Source organism: Streptomyces sp. NPDC044044 (assembly GCF_056434405.1).
Genome location: NZ_JBWKFG010000009.1, coordinates 511531 through 532668 on the forward strand (window position 1 = coordinate 511531; position 21138 = coordinate 532668).

The 21138-nt window shown below is 71.7% G+C and carries 19 protein-coding genes and 1 riboswitch; of the genes, 13 read left to right on the plus strand and 6 right to left on the minus strand.

Annotated features, from left to right (window positions below):
- Positions 1 to 24: 24 nt before the first annotated feature.
- A complete protein-coding gene (locus AC07AG_RS33100) occupies positions 25 to 1719 on the plus strand; it encodes a flavin monoamine oxidase family protein (RefSeq protein ID WP_478759814.1) in 1695 nt (564 codons plus the stop codon).
- Between the two features lie 103 nt (positions 1720 to 1822).
- Here the strand turns inward: AC07AG_RS33100 and AC07AG_RS33105 are convergent, their stop codons facing one another.
- Together AC07AG_RS33105 and AC07AG_RS33110 are read right to left on the minus strand one after the other, a co-directional pair.
- Positions 1823 to 2755 (minus strand): LLM class F420-dependent oxidoreductase, encoded by a 933-nt coding sequence (locus AC07AG_RS33105; RefSeq protein ID WP_478759816.1) that lies wholly within the window; start codon positions 2753 to 2755, stop codon positions 1823 to 1825.
- 88 nt (positions 2756 to 2843) lie between these two features.
- Complete coding sequence (locus tag AC07AG_RS33110) at positions 2844 to 3548, minus strand: DUF5995 family protein (RefSeq protein WP_478759818.1); 705 nt, start codon at positions 3546 to 3548, stop codon at positions 2844 to 2846.
- A gap of 147 nt (positions 3549 to 3695) precedes the next feature.
- Here AC07AG_RS33110 and AC07AG_RS33115 point away from each other — a divergent pair, with 147 nt between their 5' ends.
- Entirely contained in the window at positions 3696 to 4892 is a 1197-nt protein-coding gene (locus AC07AG_RS33115) for a glycoside hydrolase family 6 protein (RefSeq protein ID WP_478759820.1), read from the plus strand.
- On the opposite strand, the gene AC07AG_RS33120 is transcribed toward AC07AG_RS33115, so the two are convergent.
- Both AC07AG_RS33120 and AC07AG_RS33125 read right to left on the minus strand, forming a co-directional pair.
- Positions 4871 to 6295, minus strand: coding sequence for a uracil-xanthine permease family protein (locus tag AC07AG_RS33120; protein WP_478759822.1), 1425 nt, complete (start codon positions 6293 to 6295; stop codon positions 4871 to 4873). The two genes, AC07AG_RS33115 and AC07AG_RS33120, sit on opposite strands and share 22 nt — an antisense overlap.
- 136 nt (positions 6296 to 6431) lie before the next feature.
- Complete coding sequence (locus tag AC07AG_RS33125) at positions 6432 to 7643, minus strand: MFS transporter (protein WP_478759824.1); 1212 nt, start codon at positions 7641 to 7643, stop codon at positions 6432 to 6434.
- A 98-nt stretch (positions 7644 to 7741) separates the two neighbouring features.
- Here AC07AG_RS33125 and AC07AG_RS33130 point away from each other — a divergent pair, with 98 nt between their 5' ends.
- The gene (locus AC07AG_RS33130; protein WP_478759825.1) at positions 7742 to 8902 is read left to right on the plus strand and encodes an ROK family transcriptional regulator; all 1161 of its coding nucleotides are present in this window, start codon (positions 7742 to 7744) and stop codon (positions 8900 to 8902) included.
- On the opposite strand, the gene AC07AG_RS33135 is transcribed toward AC07AG_RS33130, so the two are convergent.
- Positions 8859 to 10040 carry a sigma-70 family RNA polymerase sigma factor gene (locus AC07AG_RS33135; protein WP_478759826.1) on the minus strand — a complete coding sequence of 394 codons (1182 nt, stop codon included), beginning with the start codon at positions 10038 to 10040 and terminating at the stop codon, positions 8859 to 8861. The genes AC07AG_RS33130 and AC07AG_RS33135 overlap by 44 nt on opposite strands.
- A gap of 131 nt (positions 10041 to 10171) precedes the next feature.
- Positions 10172 to 10302, plus strand: a riboswitch (FMN riboswitch).
- Between the two features lie 169 nt (positions 10303 to 10471).
- Here AC07AG_RS33135 and ribD point away from each other — a divergent pair.
- The 10 genes from ribD to AC07AG_RS33185 all read left to right on the plus strand — a co-directional run bounded on the left by ribD (position 10472) and on the right by AC07AG_RS33185 (position 19002).
- On the plus strand, positions 10472 to 11575 hold the full coding sequence (gene ribD, locus AC07AG_RS33140; RefSeq protein WP_478759827.1) for a bifunctional diaminohydroxyphosphoribosylaminopyrimidine deaminase/5-amino-6-(5-phosphoribosylamino)uracil reductase RibD: 1104 nt from the start codon (positions 10472 to 10474) through the stop codon (positions 11573 to 11575).
- 1 nt (position 11576) lies between these two features.
- Positions 11577 to 12209 carry a riboflavin synthase gene (locus tag AC07AG_RS33145; protein ID WP_478759828.1) on the plus strand — a complete coding sequence of 211 codons (633 nt, stop codon included), beginning with the start codon at positions 11577 to 11579 and terminating at the stop codon, positions 12207 to 12209.
- 56 nt (positions 12210 to 12265) lie between these two features.
- Positions 12266 to 12862, plus strand: coding sequence for a nicotinamide mononucleotide transporter family protein (locus AC07AG_RS33150; RefSeq protein WP_478759967.1), 597 nt, complete (start codon positions 12266 to 12268; stop codon positions 12860 to 12862).
- Positions 12859 to 14157 carry a bifunctional 3,4-dihydroxy-2-butanone-4-phosphate synthase/GTP cyclohydrolase II gene (locus tag AC07AG_RS33155; protein WP_478759829.1) on the plus strand — a complete coding sequence of 433 codons (1299 nt, stop codon included), beginning with the start codon at positions 12859 to 12861 and terminating at the stop codon, positions 14155 to 14157. Before AC07AG_RS33150 ends, AC07AG_RS33155 begins: the two co-directional genes overlap by 4 nt.
- A 40-nt stretch (positions 14158 to 14197) precedes the next feature.
- A complete protein-coding gene (gene ribH / locus AC07AG_RS33160; protein ID WP_249591166.1) occupies positions 14198 to 14683 on the plus strand; it encodes a 6,7-dimethyl-8-ribityllumazine synthase in 486 nt (161 codons plus the stop codon).
- 35 nt (positions 14684 to 14718) lie between these two features.
- Positions 14719 to 14991: a phosphoribosyl-ATP diphosphatase gene (locus AC07AG_RS33165; RefSeq protein ID WP_055564821.1), complete on the plus strand. Its 273-nt coding sequence runs from the start codon at positions 14719 to 14721 to the stop codon at positions 14989 to 14991.
- A gap of 53 nt (positions 14992 to 15044) precedes the next feature.
- Positions 15045 to 15893, plus strand: coding sequence for an ATP phosphoribosyltransferase (gene hisG, locus AC07AG_RS33170; RefSeq protein WP_160503730.1), 849 nt, complete (start codon positions 15045 to 15047; stop codon positions 15891 to 15893).
- 20 nt (positions 15894 to 15913) lie between these two features.
- Entirely contained in the window at positions 15914 to 16360 is a 447-nt protein-coding gene (locus AC07AG_RS33175; protein ID WP_478759830.1) for a PH domain-containing protein, read from the plus strand.
- 198 nt (positions 16361 to 16558) lie between these two features.
- Positions 16559 to 17929, plus strand: a complete 1371-nt coding sequence (locus AC07AG_RS33180) for a hemolysin family protein (protein WP_478759831.1) — start codon at positions 16559 to 16561, stop codon at positions 17927 to 17929.
- A complete protein-coding gene (locus tag AC07AG_RS33185) occupies positions 17926 to 19002 on the plus strand; it encodes a hemolysin family protein (RefSeq protein ID WP_478759832.1) in 1077 nt (358 codons plus the stop codon). Before AC07AG_RS33180 ends, AC07AG_RS33185 begins: the two co-directional genes overlap by 4 nt.
- Positions 19003 to 19020: 18 nt before the next feature.
- Here AC07AG_RS33185 and AC07AG_RS33190 read toward each other — a convergent pair whose 3' ends face one another.
- On the minus strand, positions 19021 to 20892 hold the full coding sequence (locus AC07AG_RS33190) for an AAA family ATPase (RefSeq protein ID WP_478759833.1): 1872 nt from the start codon (positions 20890 to 20892) through the stop codon (positions 19021 to 19023).
- Between the last annotated feature and the right edge of the window lie 246 nt (positions 20893 to 21138).

Below are 21138 nucleotides of genomic sequence, written 5' to 3' on the forward strand. Positions count from 1 at the left end.
GTTCCCGCAAGGAGTCCGTACCCCATGACGTCCACGGTGCCCACAGCCGTCCAGCACACCGACGCGCAGCCGCCGATCACCATGTTCGGTCCGGACTTCCCTTACGCGTACGACGATTTCCTCGCGCACCCGGCGGGCCTGGGCCAGATACCCGCGACCGAGCACGGCACGGAGGTCGCGGTCATCGGCGGCGGCCTCTCCGGTATCGTGGCGGCGTACGAACTGATGAAGATGGGCCTCAAGCCCGTCGTCTACGAGGCCGACCAGATCGGCGGGCGCCTTCGCACCGTCGGCTTCGAGGGCTGTGACGGCGACCTGACCGCCGAGATGGGCGCGATGCGCTTCCCGCCGTCCTCGACGGCGCTGCAGCACTACATCGACCTGGTGGGCCTCAAGACCCAGCCCTTCCCCAACCCCCTCGCGGAGTCGACCCCCTCGACGGTCGTCGACCTCAAGGGCGAGTCCCACTACGCGACCTCCGTCGACGACCTGCCCCAGGTCTACCGCGACGTGATGAACGCCTGGAACTCCTGCCTGGAGGAGGGCGCCGACTTCTCCGACATGAACCGCGCCCTGCGCGAGCGCGACGTTCCCAAGATCCGTGAGATCTGGTCCAAGCTCGTCGAGAAGCTCGACAACCAGACCTTCTACGGCTTCCTCTGCGACTCCGAGGCCTTCAAGTCCTTCCGGCACCGCGAGATCTTCGGCCAGGTCGGCTTCGGCACGGGCGGCTGGGACACCGACTTCCCGAACTCCATCCTGGAGATCCTGCGCGTCGTCTACACCGAGGCCGACGACCACCACCGCGGCATCGTCGGCGGCAGCCAGCAGCTGCCCCTGCGGATGTGGGACCGCGAGCCGCAGAAGATCGTGCACTGGGCGCCCGGCACGTCCCTGAGCTCGCTGCACGAGGGCGGTGTGCCCAAGCCCGCCGTGACCCGTCTGGACCGCACCGCGGGCAACCGCGTCACCGTCACCGACTCCTCGGGCGACATCCGCACCTACCAGGCGGCGATCTTCACCGCCCAGTCCTGGATGCTGCTCTCCAAGATCGCGTGCGACGACACGCTCTTCCCCATCGACCACTGGACGGCGATGGAGCGGACCCACTACATGGAGTCCTCCAAGCTCTTCGTGCCGGTCGACCGGCCGTTCTGGCTGGACAAGGACGAGGAGACCGGCCGTGACGTCATGTCGATGACGCTCACCGACCGCATGACGCGCGGCACCTACCTCCTGGACGACGGCCCGGACAAGCCCGCGACCATCTGCCTCTCCTACACCTGGTGCGACGACAGCCTGAAGTGGCTGCCGCTGTCGGCGAACGAGCGCATGGAGGTCATGCTCAAGTCGCTCGGCGAGATCTATCCCAAGGTCGACATCCGCAAGCACATCATCGGCAACCCGGTGACGGTGTCGTGGGAGAACGAGCCGTACTTCATGGGCGCCTTCAAGGCGAACCTGCCGGGCCACTACCGCTACCAGCGGCGCCTGTTCACGCACTTCATGCAGGAGAGCCTGCCGGCGGACAAGCGGGGCATCTTCCTCGCCGGTGATGACATCTCCTGGACGGCCGGATGGGCCGAGGGGGCGGTCACGACCGCCCTGAACGCCGTGTGGGGCGTCATGCATCACCTTGGCGGGGCCACGGACGGGACCAACCCCGGTCCCGGTGACGTGTACGACGAGATCGCTCCCGTCGAGCTGCCTGAGGACTGACGGCGCCGTTCTTCCTGGGGCGCGTGGGAATCCGACTGGCCGTCGTGGCTGGTCGCGCAGTTCCCCGCGCCCCTGAGGCTGCGCCCCTTCGGGGCGGCTGCCTCTATACCCCGGCTGCCCGCGCCGCCTCGTAGACCTCCGCCGCCAGGTCCTTCAGCTCCTCCGCGTCCCGCGTGCTGCCCGCGAGCTCGATGAGGATCTCCTCCACCGCGCCCACCGAGGCGTGTGCCTCGATGTCCTCGACGATCTGCGCGACGTTGCCCCGGAAGGGCGCGCGCTTCTCGCCCTCGTACGCGGCCGGTGTGTACCGGGCGTTGACCCGCAGGACGCTCTGGACCGGGCGCGTGCGGCCCCGCTCGGCGGCCAGTTCCTTCAGGGCCTGCGCCTGCTCGGCCAGCTTCTCGGCGCCCGCGCCCACCGGCATCCAGCCGTCGGCGCGGTCGACGAGCCTGCGCAGCGCGCGCGGGCTGCCCGCGGGCAGCAGGATCGGGATGGGGCGCGCGGGCTTGGGGCCGACCACCGAGGGCGCGATCGTCGTCAGCTCCCCTTCGTACGACACCGGGTCCGGGCCCCACACCGCGTGGCAGACGTCGATCAGCTCGTCCAGGACCTTGCCGCGCTTGTCGAAGGGGGCCACCCCCGCGGCCGCGTACTCGTCGTGGGACCAGCCCGTGCCGAACCCTGCGACGACGCGGCCGCCGCTCGCCGCGTCCAACGTGGCCAGGGAGCGCGCCAGTTGGAACGGCACGTGCAGCGGGGCGACCAGGACGCTGGTGCCCAGGCGGGCCCGCTCGGTGACCGCGGCGGCGAGCGTCAGCGTGATCAGCGGGTCGGCCACCGAGCGGTACGAGTCGGGCCAGGGCAGGCCCTCGATGCCGTACAGACCCTGGGTCGCGGGCTCGGGGAACAGGACGCGTTCATAGACCCACAGGCTCTCGTACCCGATCTCCTCGGCCGCGCGGGCCACGGCCGGGACGTCACGGCCGAGGTGATACTGCCGGCCCTGCGGGAGGCCGAGTCCGAGTCGTGTGGCCATGCTGGTGCTCCTTCGCATCCGGGGTCACTGCATTCAACGTACAGCTATCGCCGGGGAGTTCCTCGGCGGCGGACGCGGGGCGGCCGGATCAGTCGGGCAGGGGCGTCAGCAGCATCCGGCCCACCAGGCCGACCGCTCCGTCGAGGCGACCCTGGAACTCCTCGGCGACGGCGGGCAGTTCGCGCAGGGCCCGCAGCGCGAGCGCCGTCGCCCACGCGCTGTCCCTGGCCCGCTCCAGGCTCCAGGAACCCAGCAGGTGGGTGAGCGGATCGGCGATCTGGAAGAGATCGGGGCCCGGCATCAGCTCTTCGCGGATGCGCTCCTCCAGCGAGACGAGGATGTCGCCCACGCGGTCGAACTCGTCCTCCAGGTCCGCCGGTTCGCAGCCGAGCGTACGACAGGCGTCCATCACGGCCAGCGGAAGGTCGTGCCCGATGTGCGCATTGATGCCCGCGAGCGCGAACTGCAGGGGGCGTACGCCGGGATGGCGCCGCAGCTGGAACAGCGGCCGCCAGCAGGCGGGCGGTCTGCGGTCGGCCGCCACCGTCTCGACCGCCGTCAGATAGCGCTCGGCGAACAGGACGTCCAGCGTGATCGCGGCTCCGGTGTCCGGGAATCGCCCCCTGTCGAGGTGCCGGCCGACCTCTTCGGTGACCGCGAGATAGACCCGGTTGAAGACCCCGACCCCGTCGCCCGAGGGGAAGCCGGCGCCCAGCGCGCGCATCCGCGTCACCACGCCGTCAACCCCGTGTGCCGAGCCTGTGAACTCCGCGAACCGCTCCAACTGCGCCATGGTGGCAGGGTCCCAGTCCTAGGCTGGCCGGAATGCCGCCGCACCGGCCGCTTCCCCAGAACGAGGGAACGGCGACCGTGTGTGCCCCTGAGGAGGGGAGCCGGCGCGCCGTGTCAGGGGGACACGGGGGAGGGGAGGGGCCGCATCGTGTCAGGCAACCGCGCGCGACACCGCGCCGAACGGCGGGCCGGACGGAGGCACGCCGCCCGCCGTGGGGTCATGGTCGCGGCGGCCTCGGTCGTGGCCGCGGTGGGCGCCGTCGCCGGAATGGTGTCCGCCCTGGACGAGGGCGGCGGCAGGGACCGGGCGCGCCCGAAGGTGACGAAGTCGCCGACGCTCGAACCGCTGCCCGCGGTGCCGACACCGTCCGCGTCGGCGTCATCGGCCAAGCCGTCACCCGTGAAGTCCTCCGCATCGCCGGTGCCGAAGCCCAAGCCGAAGCCTGCGACCCCGCGTCCGAAGAGGACCACCGCCGATCCCTCGGCCAACTCCCTCTACCGGCACGGCGATTCGCAGGTCATCGACTGGGTCAGGGCTCATCGGGGCGACCCGCGCCGCCCGCTCATCGAGTCACGGATCGCCGACCGCCCCGCCGCCGTGTGGTTCGCGGAGTACGCGCCGGGGACCATCACCTCGCGGGTGCGCGCGGTGACGTCGCGGGCCGGAAGCCGGGTGCCCGTCGTCGTGCCGTACGCGATACCGGACCGCGACTGCGGGGGCGCGTCGCAGGGCGGGGCGCCGGACCTGGCCGCGTACGACGCGTGGATCGGGAAGTTCGCCGCGGGCCTCGGCTCCGGCGAGGTCGTCGTCATCCTCGAACCGGACGCGATCGCGCTCTCCGAGTGCCTCTCGGCGAAGCAGCGCACCGCCCGCGATGCCTCGCTAGCCCGCGCGGGCCGCACCCTGAAGGCCGCCAATCCGAAGGCCAGGGTCTACTTCGACGCCGGGCACTCCGGCTGGAACGCCGCGGCCGAGCAGGCCGGACGGCTGCGCGCGGCGGGCGCCGCGTCGCCCGCGTCGTCCGACGGCATCTTCACGAACGTCTCGAACTTCCACCGCACCGGCGACGAGGCCGCCTACGCCCGCAAGGTCCTGTCCGCACTCGGCGGCCCGCCCGGCCTGGGCGCCGTCATCGACACGAGCCGGAACGGCAACGGCGCCCCCGCGGACGGCGAGTGGTGCGACCCGGCGGGACGCGGGCTCGGGCCGAGCCCGACGCTGCGGACCGGCGAGGCCCGCATCGACGCCTATCTGTGGATCAAACTGCCGGGCGAGTCCGACGGCTGCAAGGGCGCGCCCGGCACGTTCACGCCCGGCTACGCCTACGACTTGGCGCGCGGCTGAGAGCCGTCGCCGCCCGCTTCCGGGGACCCGTCGCCCTCGTCGTACGTGGACGTGCCCGAATCGAGCAGCGGTTCCTGCGACTTGAGGTGGGGCGGGGCGAAGGCACGCAGGACGTGATAGCCGGTGATGACGACGATCGTGCCGAGCGCGATGCCGCTCAGCTCGAAGTTGTCGCTGATCTTCAGCGAGACGCCACCGACGCCGATGATGATGCCCGCCGCGGCCGGGACGAGGTTCAGCGGATTGCGCAGATCCACCCCGGCGTTGATCCAGATCTGGGCGCCGAGCAGGCCGATCATGCCGTAGAGGATGACGGTGATGCCACCGAGCACGCCGCCCGGGATGGCCGCCACGACCGCGCCGAACTTGGGGCAGAGGCCGAAGAGCAGGGCGAAGCACGCGGCGGCCCAGTACGCGGCCGTGGAGTAGACGCGGGTCGCGGCCATCACGCCGATGTTCTCGGAGTACGTCGTGTTGGGCGGGCCGCCGACCGCCGTCGAGAGCATGGACGCGGCGCCGTCGGCGGAGATCGCCGTGCCGAGCTTGTCGTCCAGGTTGTCGCCGGTCATCTCGCCGACCGCCTTGACGTGCCCGGCGTTCTCGGCGACGAGGGCGATGACGACGGGCAGGGCGACGAGGATCGCCGACCACTCGAAGCTCGGCGCGTGGAAGGACGGCAGGCCGATCCAGTCGGCGTTGCCGACGGCGGAGAGGTCGAGGCGCCAGTGGTCGACGACCTTGCCCGAGCCGTCCGCCGAGTGGATCTTGCCGAAGACCAGGTCGAGGGCCCAGGACAGGGCGTACCCGAAGATCAGCCCCAGGAAGATCGCGACGCGTGACCAGAACCCGCGCAGGCACACCACGGCCAGACCGGTGAACAGCATCACCAGGAGCGCCGTCCACTGGTCCTGCGGCCAGTACGTGGAGGCGGTGACCGGCGCCAGGTTGAAGCCGATCAGCATGACGACGGCGCCGGTGACGATCGGCGGCATCGCGGCATGGATGATCCGCGCCCCGAACTTCTGGACGGCGAGGCCCACCAGGAACAGCGCCGCGCCGACCACGAAGACCGCGCCCGTCACGGTCGCCGATGAGCCGCCCTGCGCGCGGATGACCGCGGCCACGCCCACGAAGGAGAGCGAACAGCCCAGGTAGCTGGGCACCCGGCCACGCGTGGCAAGCAGGAAGATGACGGTCGCCACGCCCGACATCATGATCGCGAGGTTCGGGTCGAGGCCCATCAGGACCGGCGCCACGAACGACGCGCCGAACATGGCGACGACGTGCTGGGCGCCGAGCCCGAAGGTGCGCGGCCACGAGAGCCGCTCGTCGGGACGGACGACGGCTCCGGGCGCGGGGGTGCGCCCGTCGCCGTGCAGTCTCCAGCGCACGCCGAGATCCATGGTTGTGTTCCGCCTTCTGTGCGCCCGACTTTGTCAAGACCTGAATGAGTCAGCGCAATGTTAATCCGGCATAAGTTCCCCGGTTTCACACCGGCCACTGGCGGGGCGCCCGCCAGTGGCCCGCGGAACCGCTGGTTCAGGACTTCGGGCCGGGAACCTTCGCGTCCACGGGAGCGCTCGGTGTGGCCTCGCGGCTGTCCGTGCGCAGGACCCCCGCGAACACCGCGAGCCCGCAGGCGAGCACCGTCACCAGGCCGAAGGAGACCACCAGGCTCGTCGCGTCGGCGAGCGTGCCGATCGCGGACGGGGCGATCAGGCCCGACGTGTACGTGATGGTGGCGACGCCCGCGATGGCCTGGCTCGGGTTCGGGCCGCTGCGCCCGGCCGCGGCGAACGCGAGCGGCACCACGACCGCGATGCCGAGCCCGAGCAGCGCGAAGCCGAGCATGGCGAGCGCCGGATGCGGTGCCACCACCACGAGCAGCCCGCCGAGCGCCGCGACCACGCCGCCCACGCGCACCGTGCGGACGGCCCCGAAGCGGTCCACCACCGCGTCGCCCGCGAGCCGCGCGATCGCCATGGTGAGCGTGAACCCGGTGGTGGACGCGGCGGCGACACCGGCCGAGCTGTCCAGGACGTCCCGCAGATAGACCGCCGACCAGTCCAGGCTCGCGCCCTCCGCGAAGACCGCGCAGAAGCCGACAGCGCCGATGAGCAGCGCCGACTTCGGCGGCAGCGAGAAGCGCGGCGGCGCCTCGTCCTCGGGCTCCGCCTGCAGGTCGAGCACGCCCTGGCAGGCGACCAGACCGATCGCGGTGAGCGCCACGGCGGCCAGCGCGTGGTGCAGCCGGGCGTCCGCGCCCAGATGGGCGGCGACGGTTCCGGCGGCGGAGCCGATCAGGGCGCCGACGCTCCACATGCCGTGCAGGCCCGACATGATCGACTTCTTCATGCGGGTCTCGATCTCGACACCGAGGGCGTTCATCGCGACGTCCGACATGCCCGCCGTCGCCCCGTACACGAACAGGGCCAGGCAGAGCGTGAGCAGATTCGGCGCGAGCGAGGGCAGGATCAGGGCCGTCGTCCACAGGGCGAGCAGCCCGCGCAGCGCCGTCCGGGCGCCGAAGCGGTGACTGACCCAGCCCGCGAGCGGCATCGCCACGGAGGCGCCGATCGCCGGGAAGGCGAGCGCGAGGCCGAGAAGACCGGCGCTGAGGCCGGCGTGCTCCTGGATCCAGGGCACGCGCGTCGCGAAGGAGCCGGTGACGGCGCCGTGCACGCAGAAGACGGCGGCCACGGCATACCGCGCCCGCTTCAACTGACGTACGTCGTGGACCACTTCACTCATCGTTGCCCCGTCCCTCCCAAGGTGCCTCCCCGCTACGGCGACGTAAACTATCAGGAACCCTGCCTGATAAATAGCAGCTTTATGGAAGGATCCCCGGCATGCCCGCATCACCGAGCACCGCCCGGGCCATCAACGACCGGCTCGCCCTGGGGCTCCTGCAGCGCGAAGGACCGCTGACGGCGAACCAGTTGAAGCAGCTGACCGGCCTGTCGAGGCCCTCGGTCGCCGACCTGGTCGAGCGCCTCCAGGGCTCCGGCCTGATCGCGGTCGTGGGGGAGGCGGGTGCCCGGCGCCGGGGCCCCAATGCCCGGCTGTACGGGATCGTCGCCGACCGGGCGCATCTCGCCGCCCTCGACGTACGCACCGGTGGCGTCTCCGTGGTCGTCACCGACCTGCTCGGCGCGGTGCTCGCCGAGGCCTCCGCGCCCATCGGCGGCGACACCGGCACCGGAGCCGCCGTCGAGCGCGCCGTCGCCCTCGTGGAGCGCACCGCGAAGGACGGCGGCGTCCAGCGGCTGCACACCGTGGCGATCGGCGCCCCCGGCCTCATCGACCCCGCCACCGGCGAACTGCGCGACACCACCTCGCTCCCCGCCTGGCACCGGCGCCTGGCGGGCGCCCTCCAGGAGCGGTTCCCCGCGCGCGTGCTCGTGGAGAACGAGACCAACCTCGCCGCCCGCGCCGAACAGCGCGACGGCGCCGCCCACGACCGCGACACCTTCGTGCTCCTGTGGCTCGGCGAAGGCGTCGGCGCCGCCGTCGTGCTCGACGGAAGCCTGCGCCGCGGTGCGTCGGGCGGCACCGGGGAGATCGGCTTCCTGCCGGTCCCCGGCACAGGCGTACTGCCCTCCGCCACCGGCTGCGAGGGCGGCTTCCACTCGCTGGCCTGCGCCGCCGCGCTCCGTGACCTCGCCGCCGAGCACGGGATCCTGAAGCCGGGCGCGAGCGCCGCCGACGTGGTGCGGCACGCCGCCGAGTCGGGCCACGGGGCCTACCTCGACGCGGTCGCCGACCGGATCGCCGTCGGCGCCGCGGCCATGGCCGCGATCCTGGACCCCGGCTGCGTGGTCCTCGGCGGCGAGATCGGCCGAGCGGGCGGCGACGCGCTCGCCGCCCGTGTGGCGGAGCGTGTCGCCGCCATGTCACCGCTGCGCACCGAGGTGCGCGCCAGCGTGCTCGGCGGCTCCGCGGTGCTGCGCGGCGCGCTGCTCGCCGCTAGGGACTCGGCGCAGGACGAGCTGTTCGGCCCGCGTCCCTAGCCGCGAGCAGCAGCAGCCAGGCCGGGAGCAGGACGGCGCCCCCGAGGAGCGCGAGCAGCGTGGCCGCGGAACCGGCGGACAGGTGGCCCGAGTACGCCGAGTGGAAGACCAGGTGCGGCACGGTGAAGGTCAGATCGGCGGCGAGCGCGACGGAGACGAGCCGCGGCTCCATGCTCCGCGCGGCCGCCGCCACGACCACCCCCAGCGCGAGCACCATCGCGCCCAGGTCGCGCATCAGGTGTTCGTTGTACGGGGGCAGGGTGGAGACCCAGAGCACACCGAAGAAGGACCGGGGCGCCAGCAACTGCCAGAATCCGACGGCGAATTGGGTGAGGGCGAGAAAGGCAAGGCCGCAGCGGAGCAGCGGCGAGCCAAGCTCGGTCCGTCCCACGGTGCGGCTGCCCTCGCCGGAGCCCTGCCTCCGCCCACCGGCGCCTGCGAGGGCCCCAGGGGCCGCAGACCGCTGGTCCGAGGCCTTCCGGGGCGTGGGTGCCTGATCACGCGCACCGCCGGCGGGAAGGCCCCGATCCCTCCCGCCCGCCGCGAGCAACTTCTCCAGGCCCGCGAGATTCCCCTCCCGGGCAGCCGAGACGAACGACTCCAGGAACGCGTCCCGCCGCTCGGCCACCGCGTCGAACCGCACCCGCTCGTCGGCCACGGCCCGCGCCGCCCTGCGGTACAGCTGGCGGCAGTTGGCCTCGCCGATGTCCAGGACACCGGCGGTGTCCCGATGGCTGTACGCGAACGCCTCCCGCAGCACGAACACCGCGCGCTCCACCGGGGTGAGCCGCTCCAGCAGGATCAGCAGCGCCATCGACACCGCGTCCCGCTGCTCCGCCGACTCCAGCGGGCCGAGCGCGCCGCCCGACGTGACGACCGGCTCCGGGAGCCAGGGACCCACGTACTCCTCGCGCCGCGCACGCGCCGAAGTCAGCCTGTTCAGACAGAGGTTGGTGACGACCTTGGCCAGCCAGGCGGCGGGCCGGCCGATGTCCGCGCGGTCCGCGCCGCTCCAGCGCAGATACGCGTCCTGAACGGCGTCCTCCGCCTCCTGGGCGGAGCCGAGCATGCGGTAGGCGAGCGAGAACATACGGGGGCGATGGGACTCGAACTCATCGGCCGGAGCTGCGGTCGTCACGCGCTCAGCGTGCCAGAGCGGCGGCCGTCACCGCCGGTCAGGGGCCTGTCACGGGCTGCTGTGAGCCAGGCCACAGGGGTTCGCCCGTATGGGCGTCGATCAGGCGTGGCACACTGGCTACGTACCAAAAGCAGCGCACTCCGGGGTCGGTGTAATTCCGAACCGGCGGTTATAGTCCGCGACCCGGCCGCCTCCAGCGGTCGGTTGACCAGGTGAAACTCCTGGACCGACGGTGAAAGTCCGGATGGGAGGCAGTGCGCGGCGGGCGGGCATTCGTGCACGTCGCCGAGTGGCTTGTTTTTGGGATACCCGTCTCTTCGGGTTCCCAGGGAGAAGTCTCGTTTCCGGCGTCGCTCCCGGTGCCGCAGTCCGTACATTCTGTCGTCATCGACAGGCCCCGGAGTCCGTGCCCTATGAGGCAGGAGGACCCGGTGGCCACCGCAGCCGCAGTCACAGCGAATGAGCACGAGCGTGCCGCCATGCGCCGCGCCGTCGCGCTCGCCGCCCTCGGACTCGGCTCCACCAGCCCCAACCCGGTCGTCGGATGCGTGATCATCAACGCCTCCGGAGAGACCGTCGGCGAGGGCCACCACCAGCGCGCGGGCGGCCCCCACGCCGAGGTCCACGCCCTGCGCGCGGCCGGCGAGCAGGCCCGTGGCGCCACCGCCCTGGTCACCCTCGAACCCTGCAACCACACCGGACGCACCGGCCCCTGCGCCCAGGCGCTCATCGACGCCGGAATCGCCCGCGTCGTCTACGCGGTCAGCGACCCGAACCCCGCCGCGACCGGCGGCGCGCAGCGACTGCGGACCGCCGGGGTCGACGTGGAGTCGGGCCTCCTTGAGGCCGAGGCCGCCGCGGGGAACGCCGCCTGGCTGACCTCCGTCCGCCTCGGCCGCCCGCACGTCACCTGGAAGTACGCCGCGACGCTCGACGGCCGCATCGCCGCCGCCGACGGCAGCAGCCGCTGGATCACCTCCGCCGAGGCCCGCGCCGACGTCCACCGGCTGCGCGCCGAGTGCGACGCGGTCGTCGTCGGCTCCGGCACCCAGCGAGCCGACGACCCGCACCTCGCCGTGCGGGGCATCGAAGGCGCCGTCCAGCCGCTGCGCGTCGTCGTCGACACGAACGGCACCGCCGTGGCACCCGGCGCCCGCGTCCTGGACGACGCGGCGCCCACGCTCGTCGCGGTCGCCGACGACGTGAGCGCCGGGGGCGAGGCCGAGACGGTGCGACTCCCGCGCACGGACGGCGGGTTGGACATCCCCGCCCTCCTCGACGCACTGCACGCGCGCGGCGTGCGCTCCGTCCTCCTCGAAGGCGGTCCGACGCTCGCCGGAGCCTTCGTCGCCGCGGGCGCCGTCGACCGCGTCGTCGCCTATCTCGCCCCCGTCCTGCTCGGCGCGGGGCCCGCCGCCCTCACCGGCGGCGGAATCACGACCATCACCGAAGCGTTGCGGCTCGACGTGAGCGAGACCGTCCGTATCGGCCCCGATCTGCGCGTCACCGCGACCCTCGTAACGAAGGAGCACTGAAGTGTTCACCGGAATCGTCGAAGAGCTGGGCGAGATCACCGCCGTCGAGAACCTGGACGACGCATCGCGCTTCCGTGTCCGTGGCCCCGTCGTCACCGAGGGCGCGAAGCACGGCGACTCCATCGCGGTCAACGGCGTCTGTCTGACGGTCGTGGAGCACGAGGGCGACGAGTTCACCGCCGACGTGATGGCCGAGACCCTGAACCGCTCCAGCCTGGGCGCCCTCGCGGCGGGATCGCGCGTCAACCTGGAGCGGCCCACCGCGGTCGGCGACCGCCTCGGCGGCCACATCGTCCAGGGGCATGTCGACGGCACCGGCGAGATCGTCGAGCGCAAGCCTTCCGAGAACTGGGAGATCGTCAAGATCTCGCTCCCCGCCGACCTCTCCCGCTACGTGGTGGAGAAGGGCTCGATCACCGTCGACGGCGTCAGCCTGACGGTGGTCGACGCCGGGCCCGACTACTTCACCATCAGCCTCATCCCCACCACCCTCGCCCTGACCACGCTCGGCATCAAGCAGCCCGGCGACCCGGTCAACCTCGAGGTGGACATCATCGCGAAGTACGTCGAGCGGATGCTCGGCGACCGCGCAGGCGCCCCGGCTGCCGCTCCCGCTCAGGAGGCCACGAAGTGAACTGGCTCAACTCCGAAGCCTTCACGGCCTTCGGGCAGCACGTGATCTGGTCCGACATGGTGGGCAACACCGTCGGCCTGATCGCCCTCGCGCTCGGCTGGCGGCGCTCCATATGGACCTGGCCCGCCCAGTTCCTCTCGGGCGTCATCCTCGTCGGCGCGTACGCCTCCGCCCACCTCTCCGGCGGCGTCGGCAAGCAGCTGCTCGTCATCGGCGTGGCCCTGTGGGGCTGGCGTCTGTGGGCCAACGGCAAGCAGCAGGCGCAGGACGGCTCCATCGCCGTCCGGTTCGCGACCTGGAAGGAGCGCGGGGTGCTGCTCGGCGGCACGGCCGTCGGCACCCTCGCGGTCGGCGCCCTGTTCTCCGCCGTCCCCGACCTGTCCTGGAACCCCTGGCCCGACGCCTACATCTTCGTCGGCACCCTCGCCGCGATGGTCGCCCAGGCCCGCGGCCTGGTCGAGTTCTGGTTCGCCTGGCTCCTCGTCGACGTGGTCGGGGTACCGCTCGCGTTCAGCAGCGGCCTGGCCTTCTCCGGCCTCGTGTACGTCATCTACCTCGCTCTTGTCCTGTGGGGCATGCGCGACTGGTGGCTGCGGTCGCGCACTGCGTCCTCGCAGGCCTCGCAGCCCAACATGGAAGGAGCCCCGGCATGAGCGCGGCACCTGTTTGGTACAGCACGGGTCACGAAGAAGACGCCTCTGACCTCGCACTCGACCCCGTCGAGGCGGCCATCCGCGACATCGCCGCCGGGCGGCCCGTCGTGGTCGTCGACGACGAGGACCGCGAGAACGAGGGCGACCTCGTCATCGCCGCCGAGAAGGCGACGCCCGAGATCATCGCGTTCATGATGAGCGAGTGCCGCGGCCTGATCTGCGCGCCCATGGAGGGCGACGAGCTGGACCGCCTCCAGCTCCCGCAGATGGTCGAGAACAACACCGAGTCGATGCGGACGGCCTTCACCGTCTCCGTCGACGCGAGCGCCGCGCACGGCGTCACCACCGGCATCTCGGCCGCCGACCGCGCCACCACGCTCCAGATGCTCGCCGCGGGCAGCTTCGAGCCCACCGACTTCGTGCGCCCCGGCCACATCTTCCCGCTGCGCGCCAAGTCCGGCGGCGTCCTGGTCCGCAACGGCCACACCGAGGCCGCGGTCGACCTGGCCCGGCTCGCGGGCCTGCGCCCGGCCGGCGCGATCGTGGAGATCGCGGGCGAGGACGGCACGATGCTCCGCCTTCCGGAGCTCATCCCGTTCGCCCGCAAGCACGGCCTGACGATCATCTCCATCGAGGACCTGATCGCCTACCGCAGCAGCTCCGAGCCGAAGGTCCGCCGCGAGGCCGAGGTCCGCCTGCCCACCGCCTTCGGCGACTTCACGGCGTACGGCTACCGCTCCACCGTCGACGGCGTCGAGCACGTCGCCCTCGTCCACGGCGAGGTCGGCGAGGGCGAGGACGTCCTTGTCCGCATCCACTCCGAGTGCCTGACCGGCGACGTCTTCCACTCGCTGCGCTGCGACTGCGGCCCGCAGCTCGAGGCGTCCATGCAGCGGATCACGGACGAGGGACGCGGCGTCGTGGTCTACCTCCGCGGCCACGAGGGGCGCGGCATCGGCCTGCTCTCCAAGCTGCGCGCCTACGAGCTCCAGGAGCGCGGCAGCGACACCCTGGACGCCAACCTGGAACTCGGCCTGCCCGCCGACGCCCGGGACTACGGAGCGGGCGCGCGGATCCTGGACGACCTCGGCATCCGCAGCGTGCGCCTGATGACGAACAACCCCGACAAGACCGACGCGGTGATCCGGCACGGCCTGAAGGTCACCGGACGCGAGCCCATGGCGGTCCAGGCGGGCGAGCACAACCTCCGGTACCTGCGCACCAAGCGGGACCGGATGGGGCACGACCTGCCCTGGCTCGACACCCCTGAGGTGTCAGCCTGCGGCAATCAGTAAGTACCGGCCCACGAGAACAGACGAGAACCAGGAGAAGCGCGTGAGCGGCAAGGGTGCACCCGAACTGAGCGTGAAGAACTGCGGAGACCTGCGGGTCGCGGTGATCGCCGCCCAGTGGCACGAGAAGGTCATGGACGGCCTCGTCGACGGCGCGCTGCGCGCCCTGCACGAGCTCGGCATCGACGAGCCGACCGTCCTTCGCGTGCCCGGCAGCTTCGAGCTGCCGGTCGTCGCCAAGGTCCTCGCGGGCCGCGGCTACGACGCGATCGTGGCGCTCGGCGTCGTCATCCGCGGCGGAACCCCGCACTTCGAGTACGTGTGCCAGGGAGTCACCCTGGGCCTGACCCAGGTCACGGTGGACACCGGGGTCCCCGTCGGCTTCGGCGTCCTCACCTGCGACACCGAGGAGCAGGCCCTGGACAGGGCGGGCATCGAGGGCTCCCGCGAGGACAAGGGGCACGAAGCGGTCACCGCCGCCGTCGCCACCGCGACCACGCTGCGTACGATCTCCGAACCCTGGCGGTGAGCGGGGGCGAGGAGCCGCGTAAAGTAAGCGACATCATGTCCAAGAAGACTTTCGAGGAGCTCTTCACCGAGCTCCAGCACAAGGCCGCCAACGGCGACCCCGCCACGTCGCGCACCGCCGAGCTGGTCGACAAGGGCGTCCATGCCATCGGCAAGAAGGTCGTCGAGGAGGCCGCCGAAGTCTGGATGGCCGCCGAGCACGAGGGCAAGGAAGCCGCGGCCGAGGAGATCTCGCAGCTCCTCTACCACGTACAGGTGATGATGGTCGCCCGCGGCATCTCCCTCGACGACGTGTACGCGCATCTCTGAGCCGTACGCCCTCCTCCACCCAACTCCCCCTGAACGCAAAGGAATCCGTCCTCATGCTGCGCATCGCCGTCCCCAACAAGGGTTCACTGTCCGGACCTGCGTCGGCGATGCTCCATGAGGCCGGATACCAGCAGCGCAAGGAGTCCAAGGAGCTCGTCCTCGTCGACCCCGACAACGAGGTGGAGTTCTTCTACCTGCGGCCCAAGGACATCGCGATCTATGTCTCGGCCGGCAAGCTCGACATCGGCATCACCGGTCAGGACCTCCTGATCGACTCCGGTGCGAACGCCGAGACGATCCTGCCGCTCGGCTTCGCACGCTCCACCTTCCGCTTCGCCGCGAAGCCGGGCACCGCGAGCACCATCGCGGACCTCGCGGGCAAGACCGTGGCGACCTCGTACGAGGGCATCGTCGCCAAGCACCTCGCCGACAGCGGCATCGACGCCTCCGTCGTCCACCTGGACGGCGCCGTCGAGACCGCCATCGAGCTGGGCGTCGCCCAGGTCATCGCGGACGTCGTGGAGACCGGCACCTCGCTGCGCAACGCGGGCCTCGAGGTGTTCGGCGAGCCGATCATGAAGTCCGAGGCGGTCGTCATCCGGCGTACCGGCGCCGAGACCGACGACCCCAAGGTCGAGCAGTTCCTGCGCCGCCTGCAGGGCGTCCTGGTCGCCCGCGCCTACGTGATGATGGACTACGACTGCCGCGCCGAGCACCTGGAGCAGGCCGTCGCCCTCACCCCGGGCCTCGAATCGCCGACGATCTCGCCCCTGCACAACGAGGGCTGGGTCGCCGTCCGCTCCATGGTCCCGGCCAAGGAGGCCCAGCGGATCATGGACGACCTGTACGCCATCGGGGCGCGGGCCATCCTGACCACGGCCATTCACGCCTGCCGCCTCTGACCGGCAGGAGAACCCGCCTCATGTCCGAGCTTCCCGCTCTCCCCGCCCTGCCCGTCACCTTCCGGCCGAAGCGGACCCGGGCCGTCCTGATCACCGCGGGCGCCGCCATCTTCGTGGTCCTCACGGTGGTCTCCCTGCTCATCCCGACCCTCAGCCCGGGTGAGCGGATCAGCTTCATCTTCACCGGCGCGCTGCTCTGGGGCGTGCTGATGCTCCTGAGCAGGCCCAAGGTCGTCGCCGACGAGTCCGGCGTGACCGTCGTCAACATCGCCACCAGCAGGCACCTGGCCTGGGCCGAGATCGTCCAGGTCAACCTGCGCCCCGGCGACCCCTGGGTGTTCCTCAACCTCAGTGACGGCACCAGTCTCCCCGCCATGGGCATCCAGCCGGGCATCGCCAAGCAGCGGGCCATCAGCGACGCCCGCGCGCTGCGCGCCCTCGCCGACGCCCGCACCGCGCAGGGCTGACGTTTCTGGCCGGGTCTTGATTAATCTGGTGGCGGGGCACGCATGGTGTGCCGCCCCGCCCCTGTCGGGCCCGCCCGGTCCACAGGGGCTCCTGCTACCCGAGGAGTGACTCCCTCCGGCGATGGACGGTTCGTCCTGTAGTACATGCGCCGCCCCCTCCCGACATACCGGGACTGGACACACCAGGGAGGCGGCGGCATGACGACTTCCCTGCTGCTTCTCGGGGCGGCATTCCTGCTGATCCTGGCCAACGGCTTCTTCGTGGCCGCCGAGTTCGGACTCGTCACCGTCGAGCGCCCGGACGCCGAGAAGGCCGCCGCCGAAGGCGACCGACGGGCCCGTACGGTCGTCGACGCCCTCAAGGAGCTGTCCTTCCAGCTCTCCGGCACCCAGCTCGGCATCACCATCACCTCACTCGTGGTCGGCATGCTCGCCGAACCGGCCCTCGCGCATCTGCTCGCGGGCCCCTTCACGGCGACCGGCCTTCCGGAAGGCGCCGTACCGGGCGCCTCCGTAGTGGTCGGCATGCTGCTCGCGTCCGCCGTGCAGATGGTGATCGGCGAGCTGGTCCCGAAGAACTGGGCGGTGTCCAAGCCGCTCCAGGTCGCGCGATTCGTCGCGGGCCCCCAGCATGTGTTCTCGCGCCTCTTCAGGCCCGTGATCTCCCTCCTGAACGCCACGGCCAACCGGCTCGTGCGGCTGTTCGGCGTCGAGCCCGCCGACGAGCTTGCCTCGGCCCGCACCCCCGGCGAGCTGGTCTCGCTCGCCCGGCACTCGGCGCAGGCCGGCACCCTCGAACAGGACACCGCGGACCTGTTCGTCCGCACGCTCTCCCTGGGCGAGCTGACCGCGCAGCACGTCATGACCCCGCGCGTGAAGGTCAGCGCGCTGCAGACGTCGGCGACCGCCGAGGACGTGGTGAACCTGACCCGTGCCACCGGGCTCTCGCGCTTTCCCGTGTACCGCGAGCGCATCGACGAGATCGTCGGCATGGTGCACCTCAAGGACGCCCTCGCGGTCCCGGCCCACGAGCGCCTGAGGACGCCCGTGAGCCGCATCGCGCAGGCGCCGCTCCTGGTCCCGGAGACGCTCCCGGTGCAGCAGCTCCTGGAGCAGCTGCGCAGCGAGCAGCCGATAGCCGTCGTCGTCGACGAGTACGGCGGCACGGCAGGCGTGGTCACGCTGGAGGACATCGTCGAGGAGCTCGTCGGCGAGGTCCGCGACGAGCACGACGTCCACGACCTGCCCGAGCTCGCCGTGGCACCGGCCGAGGACGGCCGCCCCGCGTGGGACGCCGACGGCAGCTGCCGCGTCGACACGCTCCAGCGGATAGGGCTCGACGTCCCCGAGGGGCCGTACGAGACCGTGGCCGGACTCGTCGCCGATCTGCTGGGCCGTATCCCGGCCCCCGGTGACCGGGCCGAGCTCCCGGGCTGGCGGCTCGCGGTGCGCCAGGTGGACCACTACCGCGCCGAGCGGGTACGGCTCGTACGGGCCCCGGAATCGACAGAAGCCCGGGACGCCACAGATGCCACAGAGTCCATGAGCGTGGCGGAGGCCGCCCGATGAGCATGCTCCAACTCCTGTTCGCCCTCCTCCTCGTCCTCGCCAACGGCTTCTTCGTGGGGGCCGAGTTCGCGCTCGTCTCCGTGCGCCGCAGCCAGATCGAGCCGCTGGGCGGCAAGCGGGCCCGCCAGGTCCTCTACGGCCTCGAACATCTGCCGCAGATGATGGCGGCCGCCCAGTTCGGCATCACCATGTGCTCGTTGACGCTCGGCGCGGTCGCCGAGCCCACCGTCGCGCACCTCCTGGAGCCCGTCTTCGAGGCGGCGCACATCCCCGAAGGGGCGATCCATCCGCTCGGGTACGCCATCGCGCTCGCCGTGGTCGTCTTCCTGCACCTCGTCGTCGGCGAGATGGTCCCGAAGAACCTCGCGATGGCCGCACCGGAGAGGACCGCGCTCTGGTTCGGCCCCGGCCTCGTCGCCTTCGCCCGCCTGTGCCGTCCGGTCACGGTGGCGCTCGGGGCGTGCGCCAGGCTCGTCCTGAAGCTCTTCGGGGTCGAGCCCAAGGACGAGGTCGAGGCCGTCTTCACCAGCGAGCAGCTCAACCGGCTCGTCGGCGACTCGGGCCAGGCGGGGCTGCTCGACCCGGAGGAGCAGGAGCGCCTGGAGGACGCTCTGGAGCTCGGCTCGCGCCAGGTGACGGACGTCCTGCTCGACCGGGCCTCCCTGGTGACCGTGGGCGCCGGGGTCACCCCGTCCCAGGTCATCGAGCTCACCGGGCGCACCGGCTACTCCCGTTTCCCGGTCTGCGCGGAGAACGGCGCCTTCATGGGCTACCTCCACGTGAAGGACGTACTCGATCTCACCGAGGGCGCCGACACGGACCGCGCGGTGCCGCAGCAGGTCTGGCGGCCGATGACGACGCTGCGCGCCGAACTCCCCCTGGACGACGCCCTGACGGTGATGCGCCGCGCCGCGACGCATCTGGCGCAGGTCGCCGACGCGTCGGGCAAGGTGCTCGGCCTGGTCACCCTGGAGGACGTACTGCAGCTCCTCGTCGGCGAGGTCCGCGACCCGGCGCACCGGGTCTCCGTGCCGCGCAAGCCCCAGGAGTCCAGGAACGGCGCTCTGGTGTGAGCGGCCGGGGCGGGGGCCTCAGACCCTCGGCGGGTCCTGTGGCCCCCGCCCCGAGAGCACCTCGCCGTACGCCTGCATCAGGTCGGGGAGCCGCAGGGTCGACAGGTCGTCACGGCTCGGATCACCGGGATAGCCGGAGAGCCGCAGGTCCCGATAGGCGCAGCTCTTCTCGTAGAGCGTGCGCAGGAAGCGGCCGTTGCCCAGCTCGTCGATCCATGACTGGTCGACGACGTGTCCGCTGATGGAGCGCAGCTCGTCCAGCGCCTCCTCGTCCCACACGTCGCCGTTCTCCGCGGCGAGCACCTCGCCGATGGAGGTGAGTTCCAGGGGGCGGTACGAGGGGAAGTCCACGCGGGTGGTGAAGCGGGACGAGAGCCCGGGGTTGGCGGCCAGGAGGCGGTCCATGCCCTCGGGGTAGCCCGCGAGGATCACGACCAGGTGGTCGCGGTTGTCCTCGGCGCGCTTGAGGAGGACCTGGAGGGCCTCGTCGCCGTACGCGTCGCCCTTGCCGTAGCCCGAGTTGGACAGGGAGTAGGCCTCGTCCACGAACAGGACGCCGCCGATCGCCGAGTCGATCAGTTCATTGGCCTTCACCGCGGTCTGGCCCAGATACTCGCCGACCAGGTCCGCGCGCTGCGCCTCCACCAGGTGGTCGCCGCCGAGCAGGCCGAGTGCGTAGAACGCCCTGCCCAGGATGCGGGCCACCGTGGTCTTGCCGGTGCCCGAGGGGCCTGAGAAGACGAAGTGTCGTTTCGGCGGCTGCACGGGCAGCCCCTGCGCGGCCCGCAGGCGCGCCATGTTCAGCTGCGCCGAGAGCGCCTTGACCTGCCGCTTCACCGGTTCGAGGCCGACCATCCCCTCCAGCTCGGCGAGTGCGGCCTCCAGGAGTGCGGGGTCGGTGGGCCCCGGCGGGAGCTGCGGCAGCCCCGGCTGGATGGGGATCACGGCCTTCTCGCGCACCGCGTCGGTCTCCGCGGGACTGCTGCCCGTGGGCAGATCCGGCTCGGTGACCTTGAGATCGCGGCCTTCGGTGCCGAAGAGCGGGTCGATCCCGTCGGGGCCGTCCATCGCGTCCTGCCCGAAGCCGGTCAGGGCGATGGCCGCCAGGTCGGTGACCTCGTCGTACCCGTCGCCCTCCGAGATCGCCGCGAGCCGCGCGGAGGTGTCCATGAAGGAGGGATCCACCCGGTGCACCGCGCGGTAGAGCGGCAGGGCAGCCGCCGAGCGGCCCGTGCCCTCGTGCGCGCGGGCCAGCCAGTAGCGAAGCTCCTTGCGCTGCGGCTGCTCGCTGCGGCAGCGCATCAGAGCGGAGGACAGGAGCGGCTCGGCGTGGCCGAACATCTCCAGGCGTACGCGGGCCATGCCGCCGAAGAGCCCGGCCTCGATGCCCAGCATCGCGTCGTCGATCAGCGAGTCCGTGTGCCGGACCAACTGCTCCCAGTCCTTGACCAGATAGGACCGGCAGGCGTGCAGAAACCGCACCTGCGGATCCGCGTCGACCGGCGGAAGGCCCGCCAACGCCCGGTCGAGCTCGGGGACATGACGCCCGTCGAGCCAGTGCGAGGCGTGCGCGAGGAGCAGGTCGCGCGTGCTCTCCAGGACGGGCTGGACCCACCAGCCGAGCCAGTACCAGGAGTTGAGCGTACGCCCGTGCCGTGTGCGCTGTTCCCCGAACCTGTCCCGGTGCTGGAACATCCGAAGGAGCGCCGTCGTCGTGTCGATGCGCAGCGCGTGCAGTCCGAGCCAGCCGTCGGCCATCCCGGGATCCATCCGCACCGCCGCCCGGAACTCCTCCTCCGCCTGCGGATAGGCGCCCATCGTGTAGGCGTCGACGCCCCTCAGCCAGGCGAGGTCGGCCGGGGCGGGTGAGCCCACCGCGTCGAAGTCCATCACGTCCCCCACAAACCGTGCCCCCGTTTGTGTACCGCCGGACCGGTGCCCGTCGGCAACTTCGCTGAACCGCCGTGCTGCGGACGGACGTTGAACCGGTGCGCCGAGCAGCCGTCCGTAAGTCGCACCGAAAGGCATCGTACCTGCGGGGGAGCGCTCGGCCGTAGGGTGCCGCAGCGCGGGATCGGGCGGGCGAGGGGGATCGCTTCGTCACCGAGGGTGAGCGAAAGGCCGCTCGCAGCGCCC